Consider the following 13,102-nt stretch of genomic DNA (forward strand, 5'->3'; position numbering starts at 1 on the left):
ATTGGAATGGCAATCAAGAAGATCCTGTTTTTGACGGGCGATTTTGCGGAAGATTATGAAACCATGGTGCCGTTCCAGGCGCTGCAAATGGTTGGGCATACGGTGCACGCGGTGTGCCCCGGCAAAAAGGCGGGCGAGAAGATCAAGACCGCGATCCATGATTTTGAAGGCGACCAGACATATACCGAAAAGCCGGGCCACCAGTTCACCCTGAACGCGAGTTTCGACGAGGCGCGTGCGGCTGCCTACGATGCGCTGGTGATTGCGGGCGGGCGTGCGCCGGAATACCTGCGCCTTAATCCACGCGTGCTGGAAACCGTGCAGGAGTTCGCGAAAGCCGGCAAGCCGATTGCCGCGATCTGCCACGGCGCGCAAATCCTGACTGCGGCGGATGTCATCAGGGGCAAGCGCATTTCCGCCTATCCCGCATGCGCGCCGGAAGTGCGTTCGGCCGGCGGCGAATATGTGTCGGTGGAAATGGACCAGGCGGTCACGGACGGCAACTTCGTGACGGCGCCGGCATGGCCTGCGCATCCGCAATGGATGGCGCAATTCCTCAAAGTGCTTGGGACCGAAATCAAGCCCTGATGTCGCGCCGAGCTTAATTGGTGCCCAGCAGCGCCAATGCCTGTTCGCGTGCGGCATCGCGCAGGCTTGCGCGTAAAGCGTCATCGTCCGTCGTTCTGGCCAGCAGCATGCCGCCCACGCATAGCGCCACGATAGCCTGGGCGCGCTTGCGGCCGTCGCTGACGTCTTTCAGCGCATTCTCGTACACGCAGGTCAGGTTGCGGATCAGATCCGTATAGGCGCGTTGCGGCGAAAGGCCGGCGCGCGCCACGTCGCCCGGCAGAGCGTAGAGCGGGCAGTGGTTGTCCACATCTTCCAGCACGCGGTCGCTCAGGTAAATGTTGAGCAGGCGGTACGCCAGCTCGCGCGAGTCGGCCGGCGGCGCGTCCGAAAGATCCTTACGGAAGGGATTGCAATGGGTGAAGCTGGCCACCGCGGCGGCATATAGCTCGCTCTTGCTATCAAAGTGGTTATAGAAGCCGCCGCGCGTCAGGCCCGCTTCCGACATGATGGCTTCAATCGACACCTGCTCGAAGCCGTGCCGGTTGAAAAGCTTGCGTGCCGATTCGACGATTTTTGCGCGGGTGCGCTCCTTATGCTCTGCGGTATAGGGCATTACTGGTCCTCCTCGGTTCGCATTATGCGTCCGATTCAAAATATGTTCTTGAACATAATATGTAAGCCCGTAATCTGGCCGCATGTTTAACCCCACCACCCCTTAGGAGAGCAAACATGTACACCCTGATTACCCTGAGCGCCGTTCCCGATTTCGCTGTCGGCTATGTGCGCGACCTGCGCGTGCGTTGGACGCTGGAGGAAGCCGGCCAAGCGTATTCGGTGCGCACGGTCGGACCCGATGAGCAGAAGTCCGCCGCCTACCGCCGGCAGCAGCCCTTCGGCCAAGTGCCGGTACTGCTGGATGACGGGCTGTCCATCTTTGAATCGGGGGCGATCCTGCGCCACCTGGGCGACAAGCTGGGATTGATGCCGAAAGACGCGCAGCAGCGCCAGTTGGCTGAAATGTGGCTGTACGCCGCCCTGAATTCAGTCGAACCGCATTTCGCCGCGCTCGCGGAGCTGGGCGTGTTCCATGCCGGCGAAGCGTGGGTCGAGGGGCGCAAGCCGGGACTGGAGGCGATGGCCCGGCGCCGCCTGGGCGACCTGGAAGCGTGGTTATCCGGCGCCGACTACCTGGCGGGCAGCTTCAGCGTAGCCGACATCATGATGACGAGCGTGCTGCGCCTGCTCGACTCCAGCGGCCTGAAAGACGAATTCCCCGCTGTCAGCGCTTACCAGGCGCGCTGCACCGCCCGGCCGGCTTATCAAAGGGGGATGGCGGCCCAGGTGGCCCAGTATGCGAAAGAACCGGCTGCGGCCTGACGCTATCCGCGCGCCAGCAGCGCGATGTCGTCGTCCTGCAGGCGGTGGACGATGAGTTCATTTAGCTGCCGGGCGCCGATGCTTTCGTAAAAACGCAGCGCGGCGGCATTGCCGCGCTGCGCCCACCATTCGAAACGGGCGCATCCCCTCTCAACGGCAATGCCGGCGATATGCACCATCAGGGCCTTGCCGTGGCCGGCGCCCTGGAATTGCGGCCGCACGAACAGATCGTCCAGGTGCAGGCCGCGCCGCCCGGTCGTGGTGGCGAACGATTCATAGAATACCGCGAAGGCGGCTGGGTGGCCGTCCACCTCGCCGACCAGCGCTTCGGCGGCGGGATGCGGGTCGAACAGGCTGGCGCGCAGCGCCTCCCAGCTGACGGTGACACCATAAGGAAAGTCTTCGGCCTCGGCCAGTTCATGGATCAGGCTTAGCAGCAGGGGCACGTCAGCAATATTTGCAGGGCGAATAGATAAAGTGTTCATGCACTTGACCTGAGTCAATTCTTTTTTGATCGTTAGTCCGTAGAGTCCTGCTCTGGAATAGCACAGAGTAGAAGTATTGAAACATGGGTAGCGGTCATGATGTAAAAGACGCGGCAAACAGCCGGCGTCGATTCATGGGTAAGAGCGCGGCGCCGGGCTCGGGCGCACCACGCCTGAAATATACCACCGGCGACACGCACCACGTCCACGGCAGCTGCAAGGACGGCACCCCAGGCCTGCGCACCATGCGCATAACGATTCCATGCGCTGAACCATTTACCCACCAACCAAGAGGAAGACAACCATGAAAGCATCTCTGATGATTGCCATCGCCGCCGCCATCCTGGCGCCGGCAGCCATGGCGGGCGCGCCCGCCGCCAACGGCGAAAAGATCTACACGGCCAACTGCGCATCCTGCCACAGTGCTGGCGTGCTGGGCGCGCCGAAGTTCGGCGACAAGGTGGCGTGGGCCCCGCGCGTCAAGCAAGGCAAGGAAGTGCTCTACACCCACGGCTTGAACGGCTTCAAGATGATGCCTCCGAAAGGCGGCAATCCGGGCCTGAAGGACGATGAGGTGAAGGCCGCCATCGACTACATGGCCAAGAGCTGAGCATGAGCCGCCGGCAGTTGTTGGCGTGCGCCGTGCCGCCGCCGCTGCTGGCGGCATGCACGGGCAGACGCTGGACCTGGTGGCATCGGTCAGCATCATCACCTCCGGCGGTGCCGACGCGGGCTTGCGCTCGGACGGCAATGCCAAGCCGCTCGTTGTGGTCGGCCCGCAGGGCTGATGCGAGATGGCACGGCGCCTGGACCTGAAACAGGCTATGCTGATCGACGCGCAGTGCGTCGTGTATGCGATGCCGGCCATGATGGCGCGCACTGACCAGGGACGTAATTATGGGGAATCTGTACGAGGATGCACTGCCGCCCACAACGGGTGAGCGTTTCGATACGCTGCTGTCGCACCAGGGGCTGGTGATCGAGCGCATCGTCAGCACGTCGAAGATCGCGTCGCAGGAGTACGTCCAGGAGCAGGACGAATGGGTCGTTCTGCTGACCGGCGAGGCGCAGCTGGATGTGGCCGGGCGACGGGTGGCGCTGCGGGCCGGCGATTACCTGTTCCTGCCGGCGCGCACGCCGCATACCGTGCTCAAGGTTTCCGACAAGGCGATGTGGCTGGCGGTCCACTTGCACGGCCGCGCGGCGTGACAAAGTGTGCATCTTTTGCCGCTGATGTCCTGCTACCCTTGCGTATCTTTTTTTCGGAGCCGGGGCAATGCAGCCAGCACAGCGGGAAGCGATCGAGGAATTTTGGCAGAACACGGCGCATTGCGACCATTGCGTGCAGGTGTACGAGAACGACAGCGCCTTTCTTGATGCGCTGGAAGGCTTTGTCATGGCGGGCTTTCGCCAGGGCGATGCGGTAATCGTCATCGCCACGCCGGAGCACCGGGAAGCGCTGGACCGGCGCATCGAACGTAACGGCATCGACTCGGCGGCAGCCGCGGAGCGCGGCCAGTATATCGTGCGCGATGCCCGCGCCAGCCTGGCCAGGTTCATGTTCGACGGCTGGCCGGCCGAGGCGCGTTTCCATGCGATGGTGGAGGAACTGCTCGCCAAGGCACGCGAGCGGCATCCGACGGTGCGCGCGTTCGGCGAGATGGTGGCCCTGCTGTGGGAGGAAAAGCTGTACCGCGCGACCATGCGCCTGGAACATATGTGGACCGGGCTGTGCCAGCGCGAATCCTTCCCCCTGTTCTGCGCCTATCCCAAAGCCGGTTTCGAAACCGGCGACGCGCCCCCCTTCCGCGAGGTTTGCGACGCCCATACGAGGATCCTGCCCCCGCTATAATGGGACGATGAAAATCGTCCTGGTCACTCTCGGCTTCCTGTTCCTGGTCCTCGCGGTCCTGGGCGTGTTTCTGCCGCTGCTGCCCACCACACCCTTCCTGCTGCTGGCGTCGGCCTGCTTCGCCCGCAGTTCGGACAAAATGCATAACTGGTTGCGCAATCACGGCCGCTTTGGCCGCTACCTGCGCGACTATGAAGATGGCCGCGGCATCCCCTTGCGTGGCAAGGTGCTGGCCATGGCCATGATGTGGCCTTCGATGATCTATTCGATGTACCGCGTGCCCTTCCTTGCGTTGAAGGCCATGCTGTTCCTGATTGCCTGCGGCGTGACGGTCTACCTGCTGCGCCTGCCCACTTCCCGCCCGCTGGATGAATAAGAAACCCCTGCTTGCCGTTGCCGCCGCCGCGCTGCTGCTGTCCACTACCGCCTATGCGGCCACCTGGGAGGTGCTGGCCGGCGCGCCGCTCGCCCTGCATCCCGGGCGTCTGGAGACGCCGCGCGGTATCGCCGTGGGCAGCGACGACGCGGTCTATTTCACGGACGGCGCCAAGGTAAGGGTGCTGCGGCCGGACGGCGCGCTGGCAACGCTGCCGGGACGCTTCATTGCCCCTGCCGGTCTGGCCGTGGGCGGCGACGGTACCGTGTATGTCGCCGATGCCGGCAACCACGCGGTGAAATCGATTTCCCCGGCGGGCGAGGTGCGCACTGTGGCCGGGCAGGCCGGTACGGCGGGGCGCAACGACGGCAAGGGCATCGCGGCGCGCTTCGACCATCCGGCCGGGCTGGCGCTCGACGCTGGCGGCAGCCTGCTGGTGGCCGACGCCGGCAACAGCGCGCTGCGCCGGATCGCGGCCGACGGCGTAGTCAGTACGGTGGCCCAGCGCCTGCCCCTGCAGCCGCAAGGCGTGGCTATCGACGCCCGTGGCGGCGTGCTGGTGCACGACGCGGCAGGTGCGCTGCGCATCGAGGCGGATGGGACCTGGCAGGCACTCGATGCGCAGGGCGGTGGCGCCTCCGGTGCGGCTGAATCGCCCGCCGGGGCGGCCGAGGGATGCCCGCGCGGCAAATGCCTGCGCCGCTACCTCGCGCCCAGCATGCCGACGCTGACAGCCGCGCGCCCGGCGCCGGCCGGCCAGATGGCGGCCGACTCCCAGGGGCGCTTGCTGGCGACAGTTCCCGCCGCCGGCAGCATTTACCGGATCGAAGCCAATGGCATGATCGCGCCCCTGCTGGGGCCCGGCGACGTGACGGGCGAGCTGTCCGGCGCGGCGCGCGACAAGCAAGGCAAGCTGTATCTCATGCTGGCCGAGCGCCAGCTCGCGGCCAGTTGGGATGCCGCCGGCAGGCTGCAGCCGTTTCCCCTGCAGTACGCCGCCTCGCTGAACCGCGACGGCCCGGCGCTGCAGGCGCGCTTCGGCGATATCACCCAGTTGGCGGTCGGCCGCGACGGGGGGCTGTATGTGCTGGACGGCGACCAGCTGCGCCGCATCGACAAGGACGGCACGGTGCGCACCCTGCTGGAGGAAGGGGGCTTCCGCAAGCTGCGCGAATCGCGTACGGCGGCCCAGGTGGACCTGCACGGCTCGATGGCGGCCCGGCCCAGCACCGGTGTCTTCGTGACGGCCAACGGCGCACTGGCCGGCGTCAGCGCGGAAGGCATGATTTCCCTGGTCAGCGGACCGCCCGGCATGGCGCCCGACCAGGGCGGCTTGGTCCCTGCCTTGAAGCGGGTCTGGTCTTATGTCACCCAGGACACCGAGCCCTTCATGCTGCCCGGCCTGGGGCAGCACCGCATGGCCGCCGACGCCACCGGCCAGGCCTGGTACTGCGCCGACAATGTGCTGTGGCGTATCCGCCCGCGCGGGCTGGCGCGCAAGATCGAGCTGCAGGGCGGCGACGGTTGCGGCGATGTGGTGGTGGCGCCGAGCGACGAAGTCTTCATGCTGCATGGCCACTACCTGACCCGGGTCGGCTCCGACGGCTCGCAATGGCTGGCGGCCGGCAGCCGTGAACGCAAAGGCAGCAGCGACGGCACGGGTTTGCTGGCGCGCTTTCGGACGATCACGCATGCCGCAGCGGATGCCGGCAACAATATCTACCTGCTCGACGATGGGCAATTGCGTAAGATGTCTGCGACCGGCGAAGTGAGCAGCGACGGCCTGGACCTGCCGGCATCAGCCGGCAGGCTGCGCGCCCTTGCCGTGGACAAGAAGGGGACACTCTACGTCGCCACGCAACGCTCGATTCTGCAACGGAAACAGTGAGGGCTGCGCAACGGTGGCAAGGTTTGCGGAAAATCAATGATTTACGGCAAGTACCTTAAGGAATATACTTAACTAAAATGCAAAATAAGCAGCTGCTGTAAAACTCGCGTGTCAACGACAACCACAGTTTTGGAGGAGTGTATTTTGGAAAAGTATCAAACAGAAATGTATTTGCCCTCGCCGTCGTGCTTGGGGGTGAAAACAGGTTTCAGGAATGGCCGGAATGTCGCGGAAGGCTACCAGCGTGGCTGGGGGCTTCAGTTTGGCGATGTGCGGGAAAAGATACTGGGCGACGCCCTGTATCAGGATGCGATTGCGATCGCCGGCGATCGGACGATCATGTCCGAGGCCAACCGCATGAACATTTACTTGATCATGCGGTTTTTCATGGGAAGTCTGCCGCATGGCCATATCATCGAATACGGTTCCTATCGCGGCGGCAACGCAATCTTCATGGCCTACGTGGCGAAGCACCTCTTCCCGGATGTCAGGATTTACGCCCTCGACACCTATGCCGGCATGCCTGCGACCGATAAGGATATCGACGCTCATAGCCGCGGCGATTTTTCCGACAATGATTTCGATAGCCTTCGGGCAAGGGTTGAAGAACTCGGGCTGGACAATCTTGTATTGGTACGCGGGCTGTTCGAAGAAACCAGCGCAAAAGTCATGGGCGAGGCACGGCAGGTCGCCTTGGCGCATATCGATTGCGATATTGCGTCCGCAGTCAGATTCTCCTACGACGCAGTCAAGCCGAATATGGTCGACGGCGGGTATGTGGTGTTCGACGATGCCGCTGTCTCTTCCTGCATCGGTGCGACCGAGGCGGTGGAAGACCTGCTGATTCGGCGCGACGGCTTGAATTCGGAGCAGATCTGGCCGCATTTCGTCTTCCGCCTGTTTAAGGGCGATGCTGCATCTGCAGTAAGCCGATAACGGGCGTCGCCCAGCAGGTATCCCAGGCGCTTGCCAAGCGCCAGCAGGGTGAGCGTGGGCGGCATGCCCCAGGGCGCCGGCAGTACCGACGCGTCGCAGACATACAGGCCTGGCGTGGCGCTGCGCAAATCGCTGTCCACGGCGGCCGGCCCACCGCCGCCCACCGCCAGTGCGCCGCCCGGGTGGGCGGCGAAATGCCAGCTCTTGAAAACATGGCGTGCGCCGGCTTGCGACAGAATGTTCCGCGCCAGGCCGACGCCGCGCTGGAACCGCTCGCGGTCGTCCGGCTGCAGCGTCTTGTCGGCCCAGCGCGGGCCGATGCCGCCGCCGGCCTGGTCGCGTATCTTGACCATGATACTGAGCGTGCGGCGATGCGCGAACAGACGGTCGACGCGGCCCACCTGCAGGGCAAAGGCCTGGTACATGGGCTTGGGCAAGGTGAGGTCGGAAAACCACAGGCCGTCCCCGGGCAGGGCCATACCGGCGGCCATCGGCACTTCGGCGCCGCCCGCGATATCGTCCACCGTTCCCATCACCGCCACCACCGGATCGCTGAAAAAGGGCAGGCTGCGCGGCGCCAGTCCCGACGCATGCAGCAGGCGCGGGCTGCCGATGCCGCCGCCGGCCAGCACCACCGTGGGCGCGCGTGCGCTGCGCAGTGCGCCGCCGTGCAGGTACTCGACGCCGGCCGCGCGGCCTTGCTCCAGCAGCACGCGGGTGGCGCGCGCGCAGTCGAGCAGATGGGCGCCGTGCAGGCGGGCCTCGTCCAGCAGGTCGCGCGCGCTCCATTTGGCGCCGAAGGGACAGCCGTAGACGCAGCGCCAGCAGCCGGTGCGGCAGACGGCGGGGCGGATCATCTTGTCCAGTTTGTGCCATGGAAGCCCGGCAGCCAGCGCGGCCTGCATGATGCGCCGCGCCATGGGGCCGAGCAAGCTGTCGGGCAAGGGGCCGATCGGCAGCTCGGCGCGGCATGCCGCCAGGGCCGGGGCCAGGTCGATGCCCAGGGCCGTAAAGCGCTCCAGCGGCGGCGTCGCAGCGGTGGCGAAATTGATGGCCGAGCTGCCGCCGGCCGTCAGCCCGCGCACCAGCAGCGAGGCATCGCGATGGAAAAAAGCGCCTTTGCCGGGAATCGCGCCGATGCTGGCCATGTGCGCCAGCGTGCCCCTGAGCGGGGCTGCGCTGCCCTGTTCCAGCACCAGCACGCGCTGCCCTTGCCGGGCCAGGGACTGGGCGACGCTGGCGCCGCCGGGACCGCTGCCGACGACGATCACGTCATAGCGCTGCAAGGCGGGGGAGGGCAGGGAATCCTGGTTCGGCATGCGTCAACAATGGTCGACGATGTCTGGCCTGTCAATCGAAATGTGAACATGCCGCGCAGTGAGATGCGCGGCACGAAAAGGCACGAAAAGGCACAAAAAGGTGGGGAAAGGCGGATCAGCGGGTTTGCTTGTCGTGCTTCTGGCGGTGGATCGCGGCGCTGTCGCGATTGGCTTCGCGCTGCAGCTTGCGACGCTCCTTGCGCGTCACCTTGCCATCGGCCTTGGCGGCGGCTTCGTCGTTGGCCAATTTGGCTTCGCGCGCTTCCAGGTGCGAGGCTTCTTTCGCCGTCAGCTGGCCCGATTCGATACCCTGGGCGATGCGTCCCTGCTGGCGGTCCTCACGCTTGTCCAGGTTCGGTGTCGATTGCGCAAAGGCAGGCAAGACAAAGGCCGATACCAGCACGGCAGCGAGCAGCTTGGTGGTTTTCATGGCGTTCCCTTTCATTTGGTGGTAATCCGCAAGTCGCGTGGCTGCAGTATAGGGCTGGATTGGCCGCGCCAGCATGTGGGCCCATGTAATCGGTGTAAGCAATTGAAACCGTTTCGTTAATGTACTTCCGCGCGCAATTGCTGCATCAGGCCCTTCATGGCGCCGGCCGACAGGCCATCGAGCGCCGGCGAGCGGCGGTCGATTTCATTGGCCAGGTCGGCCAGCAGCCAATCCATTTCATCGAGCATGGCGCGTAGTTCCGCCAGCACCGCGGCATCGTCCTGCACCATGGCCAGCATGCTGGTGATATTGTCCGGGTTGAAGCCTGCCTGCAGCACCAGCGAGCGGATCGACGCCATGCGGTCGAACAGGAAGGCCATCGGCGAAGCGGGGGCATCGGCTTGCGGGCGCTGCTCCAGCAGGGCCTTCAGCGCGAACCAGGCATGCAGCAACTCGGACAAATGGGTCAGGCGTACGGCGGGATCCAAGGCCGGAGCGCTGTCGTCGGGCTGCGTCGATTGCAGCTGCAGCAGGTCGCGCAGGGTGGCCGCCACCTCGCTGTCGAAGCGCTGCTTGTTGATCCGGTACAGCATTTCAAGGCGCTGCATGTCGAGGCGGCGCATCACCGTCTCGGCGACATCAGCCGCGGCCACGATGCGCGCCATGCGATCGACCTGCGCACCGCGCAGCCCATACGGGTAGCCGCTGCCGTCCAGCCGTTCGTGGTGCTGCAGCACGGCCCTGGCCGCGGCGAGGGGGAAATCCTTCAAGTCCTTCAGCAGCACGTAGCCGGTCACCGGATGCACATGCACGAAGCGGCGTTCCTCCGCGGTGACCTGGTGCGACTGGTCGAGGATGCGCGGATCGGTATGCATTTCGCCGAAGTCATGGCACAGGGCGGCCAGCAGTACCGCCGGCAACTCGCCGGCCGGCACGCCCATGCGCTGGGCGCAGGCGAAAGCGATGATGGCGGTGCGCAGGGTGTGGCCGAACACTTCTGGGTGCTTGTCCGACATCACGGTCAGGCGCAGCTCGATGGTCGCATGCAGGCGCAGGTTGGCCGTGCAGTGTTTGAGCTGGCGCGGATCGCCGGCGCGCGCCAGCAGCTGCCGGTAGACCGCCTCCTGTTCGAGAATGCGGTCCAGTTCGATCGCCAGCGTGGCGGCGTCGACCGCCTTGTCGGACGACAGCACCTGGTCGAGCGGGGCGGACAGTTTATAGCGCGTCAGCTTCTCGAACTGCTTGCTGTCGATGCGCGCGCCCTTGGCCAGCAGCTTGGTGCCGTTGCTGGCGTAGATATCCTCGCTGGCGATGACCTCGCGCGTATCGCCCATCTCCGTCACCGCGCGCACGAAGTGCGGGCTCTCTCCCGGGATATTCATTGCTTGCGTTTCGCTAGCCACCATGTCCACCTTGGGGTCAGGAAAGAATATGGACATTTTGCCAGAAAATGGCCATATTCCTGTCTCCCCCAGGCTGGAGACGAAGAAACGATGAATCAGCATCACCTGCAAGCCGCCGCCCCCGCTGCCGCGATCGGCCGCTACCGCTGGATCATTTGCAGCCTGCTGCTCTTCGCCACCACCATCAATTATCTGGACCGCCAGGTGCTGTCGCTGCTGGCCCCCGCGCTGTCGAAGGAATTGGGCTGGTCACATTCCGACTACGCCAATATCGCCGCCGTATTCCAATTCGTGTACGCCGTTGCGATGCTGTTTGCCGGCCGTGTGATCGACAGGATCGGCACGCGCCGCGCCTTCGCGCTGGCCATCGCGGTGTGGTCGCTCGCTGCGGTCTTGCATGCCTATGCCGATGCTGCCGGCAGCGTGTTCGCCGCACTTCTTGCTGCAGTGGGCGTCGCCGCCGTACCAGCGTCAGTGGCCGGTTTCATGCTTTGCCGTGCCGTTCTGGCGTTGGGCGAGGCGGGCAACTTCCCTGCCGCCATCAAGGCCACCACCGAATATTTTCCGCGCAAGGAACGCTCTCTCGCCACTGGAATCTTTAACGCCGGCGCCAATCTCGGCGCGATCCTGGCTCCGGCTGCGGTACCGTTGATCGCCGAGTCCTGGGGTTGGAAAGCGGCCTTCGCCGTCACCGGCGCTACTGGCTTTGTGTGGCTCGGCTTCTGGCTGTATTTTTACGACGCGCCCGAGCAACAGAAGCGACTGTCGCGCACCGAGCTGGAATACATCAACGGCGATGCCGCCCCAACGCCGGCCGCCGCGGCGCATACGCCATCCTGGTTCAAGCTGCTGGCCTGCCGCCAGACCTGGGCTTTCGCCGCCGGTAAATTCCTGACTGACGGCGTGTGGTGGTTCTTCCTGTTCTGGCTGCCGCTATACATGGCCGCGCACTACGGCCTGTCCGCTACCGGCATGGCGGCCCCGCTTGCGCTCCTGTATGCCATGACCATCATCGGCTCGATCGGCGGCGGCTGGCTGCCGTCCTTGTTCATCAGGCGCGGCGCCAGCGCCTACCAGGCCCGCATGCGTGCCATGCTGGCCATCGCCATTTTCCCGCTGGTGGTGCTGCTGGCGCAGCCGCTTGGCTATCTGGGCATCTGGCTGCCGGTGCTCCTGATCGGCATCGGCGCCTCCGCGCACCAGGCCTGGTCGGCCAATCTGTTCACGACAGTATCCGACCAGTTTCCCAAGCACTGCGTCGGCTCGGTGGTCGGCATCGGCGGCATGGCCGGCGGCCTGGGCGGCGTGCTGATCACCAAGGTGGCAGGCAGGCTGTTCGACCATTACCACGCCCTGGAGCAAATCCAGACCGGCTATATGATCATGTTCACCTTTTGCGCGCTGGCCTACCTCGCCGCGTGGTGCGTCATGAAGGCGCTGGTCCCGGCGTACAAGGAAATCGCGCAGTTGTAATGGAAGGGCCGCCGGCTTCAATTCAAACGCGCCAATAAAGGTGAGTATCTGCGCCGCAGAAGAGCTTCTTATCTGGCGTAACGACTTGCAGTGGCTGGCTCCGGGAGTATCCTGTCGCTCATTCCTGACCATGTCCGGCCAGCGCGAGGCAAAAGGCAGCACTGGCTTCATCGGCCGGGAAGCACGATTCGATATGCAGCTCTTCCAGTGTGACGTCGCGCGGAGTGCCGAAGGTGGTAATGGTGGAGAAGAAGGCGACGCGCCGGCCATCCCGTTCGAACACGGATTCCAGCAACGGCGCAGGCGCGGCGCGCAAGTCGCGCTGGCGCCATGTTTCCGGCACGCCGGGATAGGCCAGCACTTCATCGAGCAGCGCACGCGCCCTGGCATCGGCGGGCGCGGTGGCGACCAGCTTGTGCAAATGGGCCAGCAGATGGCCGGCAATTTCTTCCCAGTTCACCAGCACCGCACGCAAGTCTTGCGGATCGAAGACATGGCGCAGCATATTGCGGTGCGGGCTGTCGCCGCCTCCCAGCAGCCAGCGGTTCATGCGGATGGCTGCGTCGTTGGCCATCACGATATCCCAGTGGCGGTTCATCAGGAAGGCCGGGTAGGGCTCCTGCTGTTTGAGCATGGCCTCGATGGCGCGCCGCATGGGCGCCAGCTCGGGATTGGCCAGGGCCGACTCCGTATAGCGCGGCGCGTAGCCCGCTGCCACCAGCAAGGCATTGCGCTCGCGCAGGGTCATCTCCAGCGTGTCGGCCAGGCGCGCCAGGATGTCGCGGCTCGGCTGGGCCTTGCCCGTTTCGATGCAGCTCAAATGGCGTGTGGACAGGCCGGCGTCCAGGGCCAGGTCCATCTGACTCAGGCGGCGTGCCGCGCGCCATTCGCGCAGCAGGGCGCCGACGTGGGCGATGGGGACATTGTTTGCGTTCATGTGGCCATATTAGCAAGGATTGGCGAGGCGCTTCCATGACCTCGGAGGTCATTGTT

Annotated in this window: 15 protein-coding genes and 1 pseudogene; 10 read left to right on the top strand and 6 right to left on the bottom strand. The window is 64.8% G+C overall.

Annotated features, from left to right (window positions below; genetic code table 11):
- Positions 1–6: 6 nt before the first annotated feature.
- Complete coding sequence (locus tag H597_RS0125940; protein WP_028104675.1) at positions 7–588, top strand: DJ-1/PfpI family protein; 582 nt, start codon at positions 7–9, stop codon at positions 586–588.
- Between the two features lie 13 nt (positions 589–601).
- Here the strand turns inward: H597_RS0125940 and H597_RS0125945 are convergent, their stop codons facing one another.
- Positions 602–1,183 carry a TetR/AcrR family transcriptional regulator gene (locus H597_RS0125945; protein WP_028104676.1) on the bottom strand — a complete coding sequence of 194 codons (582 nt, stop codon included), beginning with the start codon at positions 1,181–1,183 and terminating at the stop codon, positions 602–604.
- Between the two features lie 116 nt (positions 1,184–1,299).
- On the opposite strand from H597_RS0125945, the gene H597_RS0125950 reads away from it, so the two are divergent.
- Complete coding sequence (locus H597_RS0125950) at positions 1,300–1,947, top strand: glutathione S-transferase family protein (RefSeq protein ID WP_028104677.1); 648 nt, start codon at positions 1,300–1,302, stop codon at positions 1,945–1,947.
- Between the two features lie 2 nt (positions 1,948–1,949).
- Here H597_RS0125950 and H597_RS0125955 read toward each other — a convergent pair whose 3' ends face one another.
- The gene (locus H597_RS0125955; protein WP_035375275.1) at positions 1,950–2,432 is read right to left on the bottom strand and encodes a GNAT family N-acetyltransferase; all 483 of its coding nucleotides are present in this window, start codon (positions 2,430–2,432) and stop codon (positions 1,950–1,952) included.
- A gap of 304 nt (positions 2,433–2,736) precedes the next feature.
- On the opposite strand from H597_RS0125955, the gene H597_RS32540 reads away from it, so the two are divergent.
- The 7 genes and pseudogenes from H597_RS32540 to H597_RS36040 all read left to right on the top strand — a co-directional run.
- The gene (locus tag H597_RS32540; protein WP_083941288.1) at positions 2,737–3,042 is read left to right on the top strand and encodes a c-type cytochrome; all 306 of its coding nucleotides are present in this window, start codon (positions 2,737–2,739) and stop codon (positions 3,040–3,042) included.
- A gap of 25 nt (positions 3,043–3,067) precedes the next feature.
- A complete protein-coding gene (locus H597_RS35215) occupies positions 3,068–3,220 on the top strand; it encodes a hypothetical protein (protein WP_154668291.1) in 153 nt (50 codons plus the stop codon).
- 109 nt (positions 3,221–3,329) lie between these two features.
- The gene (locus H597_RS0125970) at positions 3,330–3,641 is read left to right on the top strand and encodes a cupin domain-containing protein (RefSeq protein WP_035375276.1); all 312 of its coding nucleotides are present in this window, start codon (positions 3,330–3,332) and stop codon (positions 3,639–3,641) included.
- 67 nt (positions 3,642–3,708) lie between these two features.
- The gene (locus H597_RS0125975; protein ID WP_028104680.1) at positions 3,709–4,284 is read left to right on the top strand and encodes an MEDS domain-containing protein; all 576 of its coding nucleotides are present in this window, start codon (positions 3,709–3,711) and stop codon (positions 4,282–4,284) included.
- A gap of 7 nt (positions 4,285–4,291) precedes the next feature.
- Positions 4,292–4,660 (top strand): YbaN family protein, encoded by a 369-nt coding sequence (locus H597_RS0125980; protein WP_028104681.1) that lies wholly within the window; start codon positions 4,292–4,294, stop codon positions 4,658–4,660.
- Positions 4,653–6,548 (top strand): NHL repeat-containing protein, encoded by a 1,896-nt coding sequence (locus tag H597_RS0125985; RefSeq protein ID WP_028104682.1) that lies wholly within the window; start codon positions 4,653–4,655, stop codon positions 6,546–6,548. The genes H597_RS0125980 and H597_RS0125985 overlap by 8 nt, the downstream gene beginning before the upstream one ends.
- 453 nt (positions 6,549–7,001) lie before the next feature.
- A pseudogene (locus tag H597_RS36040) lies at positions 7,002–7,313 on the top strand (hypothetical protein); the annotation flags it as partial.
- Here the strand turns inward: H597_RS36040 and H597_RS32545 are convergent.
- The 3 genes from H597_RS32545 to H597_RS0126005 all read right to left on the bottom strand — a co-directional run bounded on the left by H597_RS32545 (position 7,286) and on the right by H597_RS0126005 (position 10,615).
- On the bottom strand, positions 7,286–8,803 hold the full coding sequence (locus H597_RS32545) for a GMC family oxidoreductase N-terminal domain-containing protein (protein WP_083941290.1): 1,518 nt from the start codon (positions 8,801–8,803) through the stop codon (positions 7,286–7,288). The pseudogene H597_RS36040 and the gene H597_RS32545 sit on opposite strands and share 28 nt — an antisense overlap.
- A 115-nt stretch (positions 8,804–8,918) precedes the next feature.
- Positions 8,919–9,233 (bottom strand): hypothetical protein, encoded by a 315-nt coding sequence (locus tag H597_RS0126000; protein WP_028104684.1) that lies wholly within the window; start codon positions 9,231–9,233, stop codon positions 8,919–8,921.
- 116 nt (positions 9,234–9,349) lie between these two features.
- Positions 9,350–10,615: an HD-GYP domain-containing protein gene (locus H597_RS0126005; RefSeq protein ID WP_161630644.1), complete on the bottom strand. Its 1,266-nt coding sequence runs from the start codon at positions 10,613–10,615 to the stop codon at positions 9,350–9,352.
- A 111-nt stretch (positions 10,616–10,726) separates the two neighbouring features.
- On the opposite strand from H597_RS0126005, the gene H597_RS0126010 reads away from it, so the two are divergent.
- The gene (locus H597_RS0126010; protein WP_028104686.1) at positions 10,727–12,109 is read left to right on the top strand and encodes an MFS transporter; all 1,383 of its coding nucleotides are present in this window, start codon (positions 10,727–10,729) and stop codon (positions 12,107–12,109) included.
- A 118-nt stretch (positions 12,110–12,227) separates the two neighbouring features.
- On the opposite strand, the gene H597_RS0126015 is transcribed toward H597_RS0126010, so the two are convergent.
- Positions 12,228–13,046, bottom strand: coding sequence for a helix-turn-helix domain-containing protein (locus H597_RS0126015; protein WP_028104687.1), 819 nt, complete (start codon positions 13,044–13,046; stop codon positions 12,228–12,230).
- Positions 13,047–13,102 lie beyond the last annotated feature (56 nt).

Origin of the sequence: Pseudoduganella violaceinigra DSM 15887, from assembly GCF_000425385.1 — a bacterium.
Lineage (GTDB): Bacteria > Pseudomonadota > Gammaproteobacteria > Burkholderiales > Burkholderiaceae_D > Rugamonas > Rugamonas violaceinigra.

Excerpts from the sequence above, each read along its gene's own strand:
- H597_RS0125940 (WP_028104675.1), top strand. The coding sequence starts at position 7 with ATGGCAATCAAGAAGATCCTGTTTTTGACGGGCGATTTTGCGGAAGAT.
- H597_RS0125945 (WP_028104676.1), bottom strand. The coding sequence starts at position 1,183 with ATGCCCTATACCGCAGAGCATAAGGAGCGCACCCGCGCAAAAATCGTC.
- H597_RS0125950 (WP_028104677.1), top strand. The coding sequence starts at position 1,300 with ATGTACACCCTGATTACCCTGAGCGCCGTTCCCGATTTCGCTGTCGGC.
- H597_RS0125955 (WP_035375275.1), bottom strand. The coding sequence starts at position 2,432 with ATGAACACTTTATCTATTCGCCCTGCAAATATTGCTGACGTGCCCCTG.
- H597_RS32540 (WP_083941288.1), top strand. The coding sequence starts at position 2,737 with ATGAAAGCATCTCTGATGATTGCCATCGCCGCCGCCATCCTGGCGCCG.
- H597_RS0125970 (WP_035375276.1), top strand. The coding sequence starts at position 3,330 with ATGGGGAATCTGTACGAGGATGCACTGCCGCCCACAACGGGTGAGCGT.
- H597_RS0125975 (WP_028104680.1), top strand. The coding sequence starts at position 3,709 with ATGCAGCCAGCACAGCGGGAAGCGATCGAGGAATTTTGGCAGAACACG.
- H597_RS0125980 (WP_028104681.1), top strand. The coding sequence starts at position 4,292 with ATGAAAATCGTCCTGGTCACTCTCGGCTTCCTGTTCCTGGTCCTCGCG.
- H597_RS0125985 (WP_028104682.1), top strand. The coding sequence starts at position 4,653 with ATGAATAAGAAACCCCTGCTTGCCGTTGCCGCCGCCGCGCTGCTGCTG.
- H597_RS32545 (WP_083941290.1), bottom strand. The coding sequence starts at position 8,803 with ATGCCGAACCAGGATTCCCTGCCCTCCCCCGCCTTGCAGCGCTATGAC.
- H597_RS0126000 (WP_028104684.1), bottom strand. The coding sequence starts at position 9,233 with ATGAAAACCACCAAGCTGCTCGCTGCCGTGCTGGTATCGGCCTTTGTC.
- H597_RS0126005 (WP_161630644.1), bottom strand. The coding sequence starts at position 10,615 with ATGAATATCCCGGGAGAGAGCCCGCACTTCGTGCGCGCGGTGACGGAG.
- H597_RS0126010 (WP_028104686.1), top strand. The coding sequence starts at position 10,727 with ATGAATCAGCATCACCTGCAAGCCGCCGCCCCCGCTGCCGCGATCGGC.
- H597_RS0126015 (WP_028104687.1), bottom strand. The coding sequence starts at position 13,046 with ATGAACGCAAACAATGTCCCCATCGCCCACGTCGGCGCCCTGCTGCGC.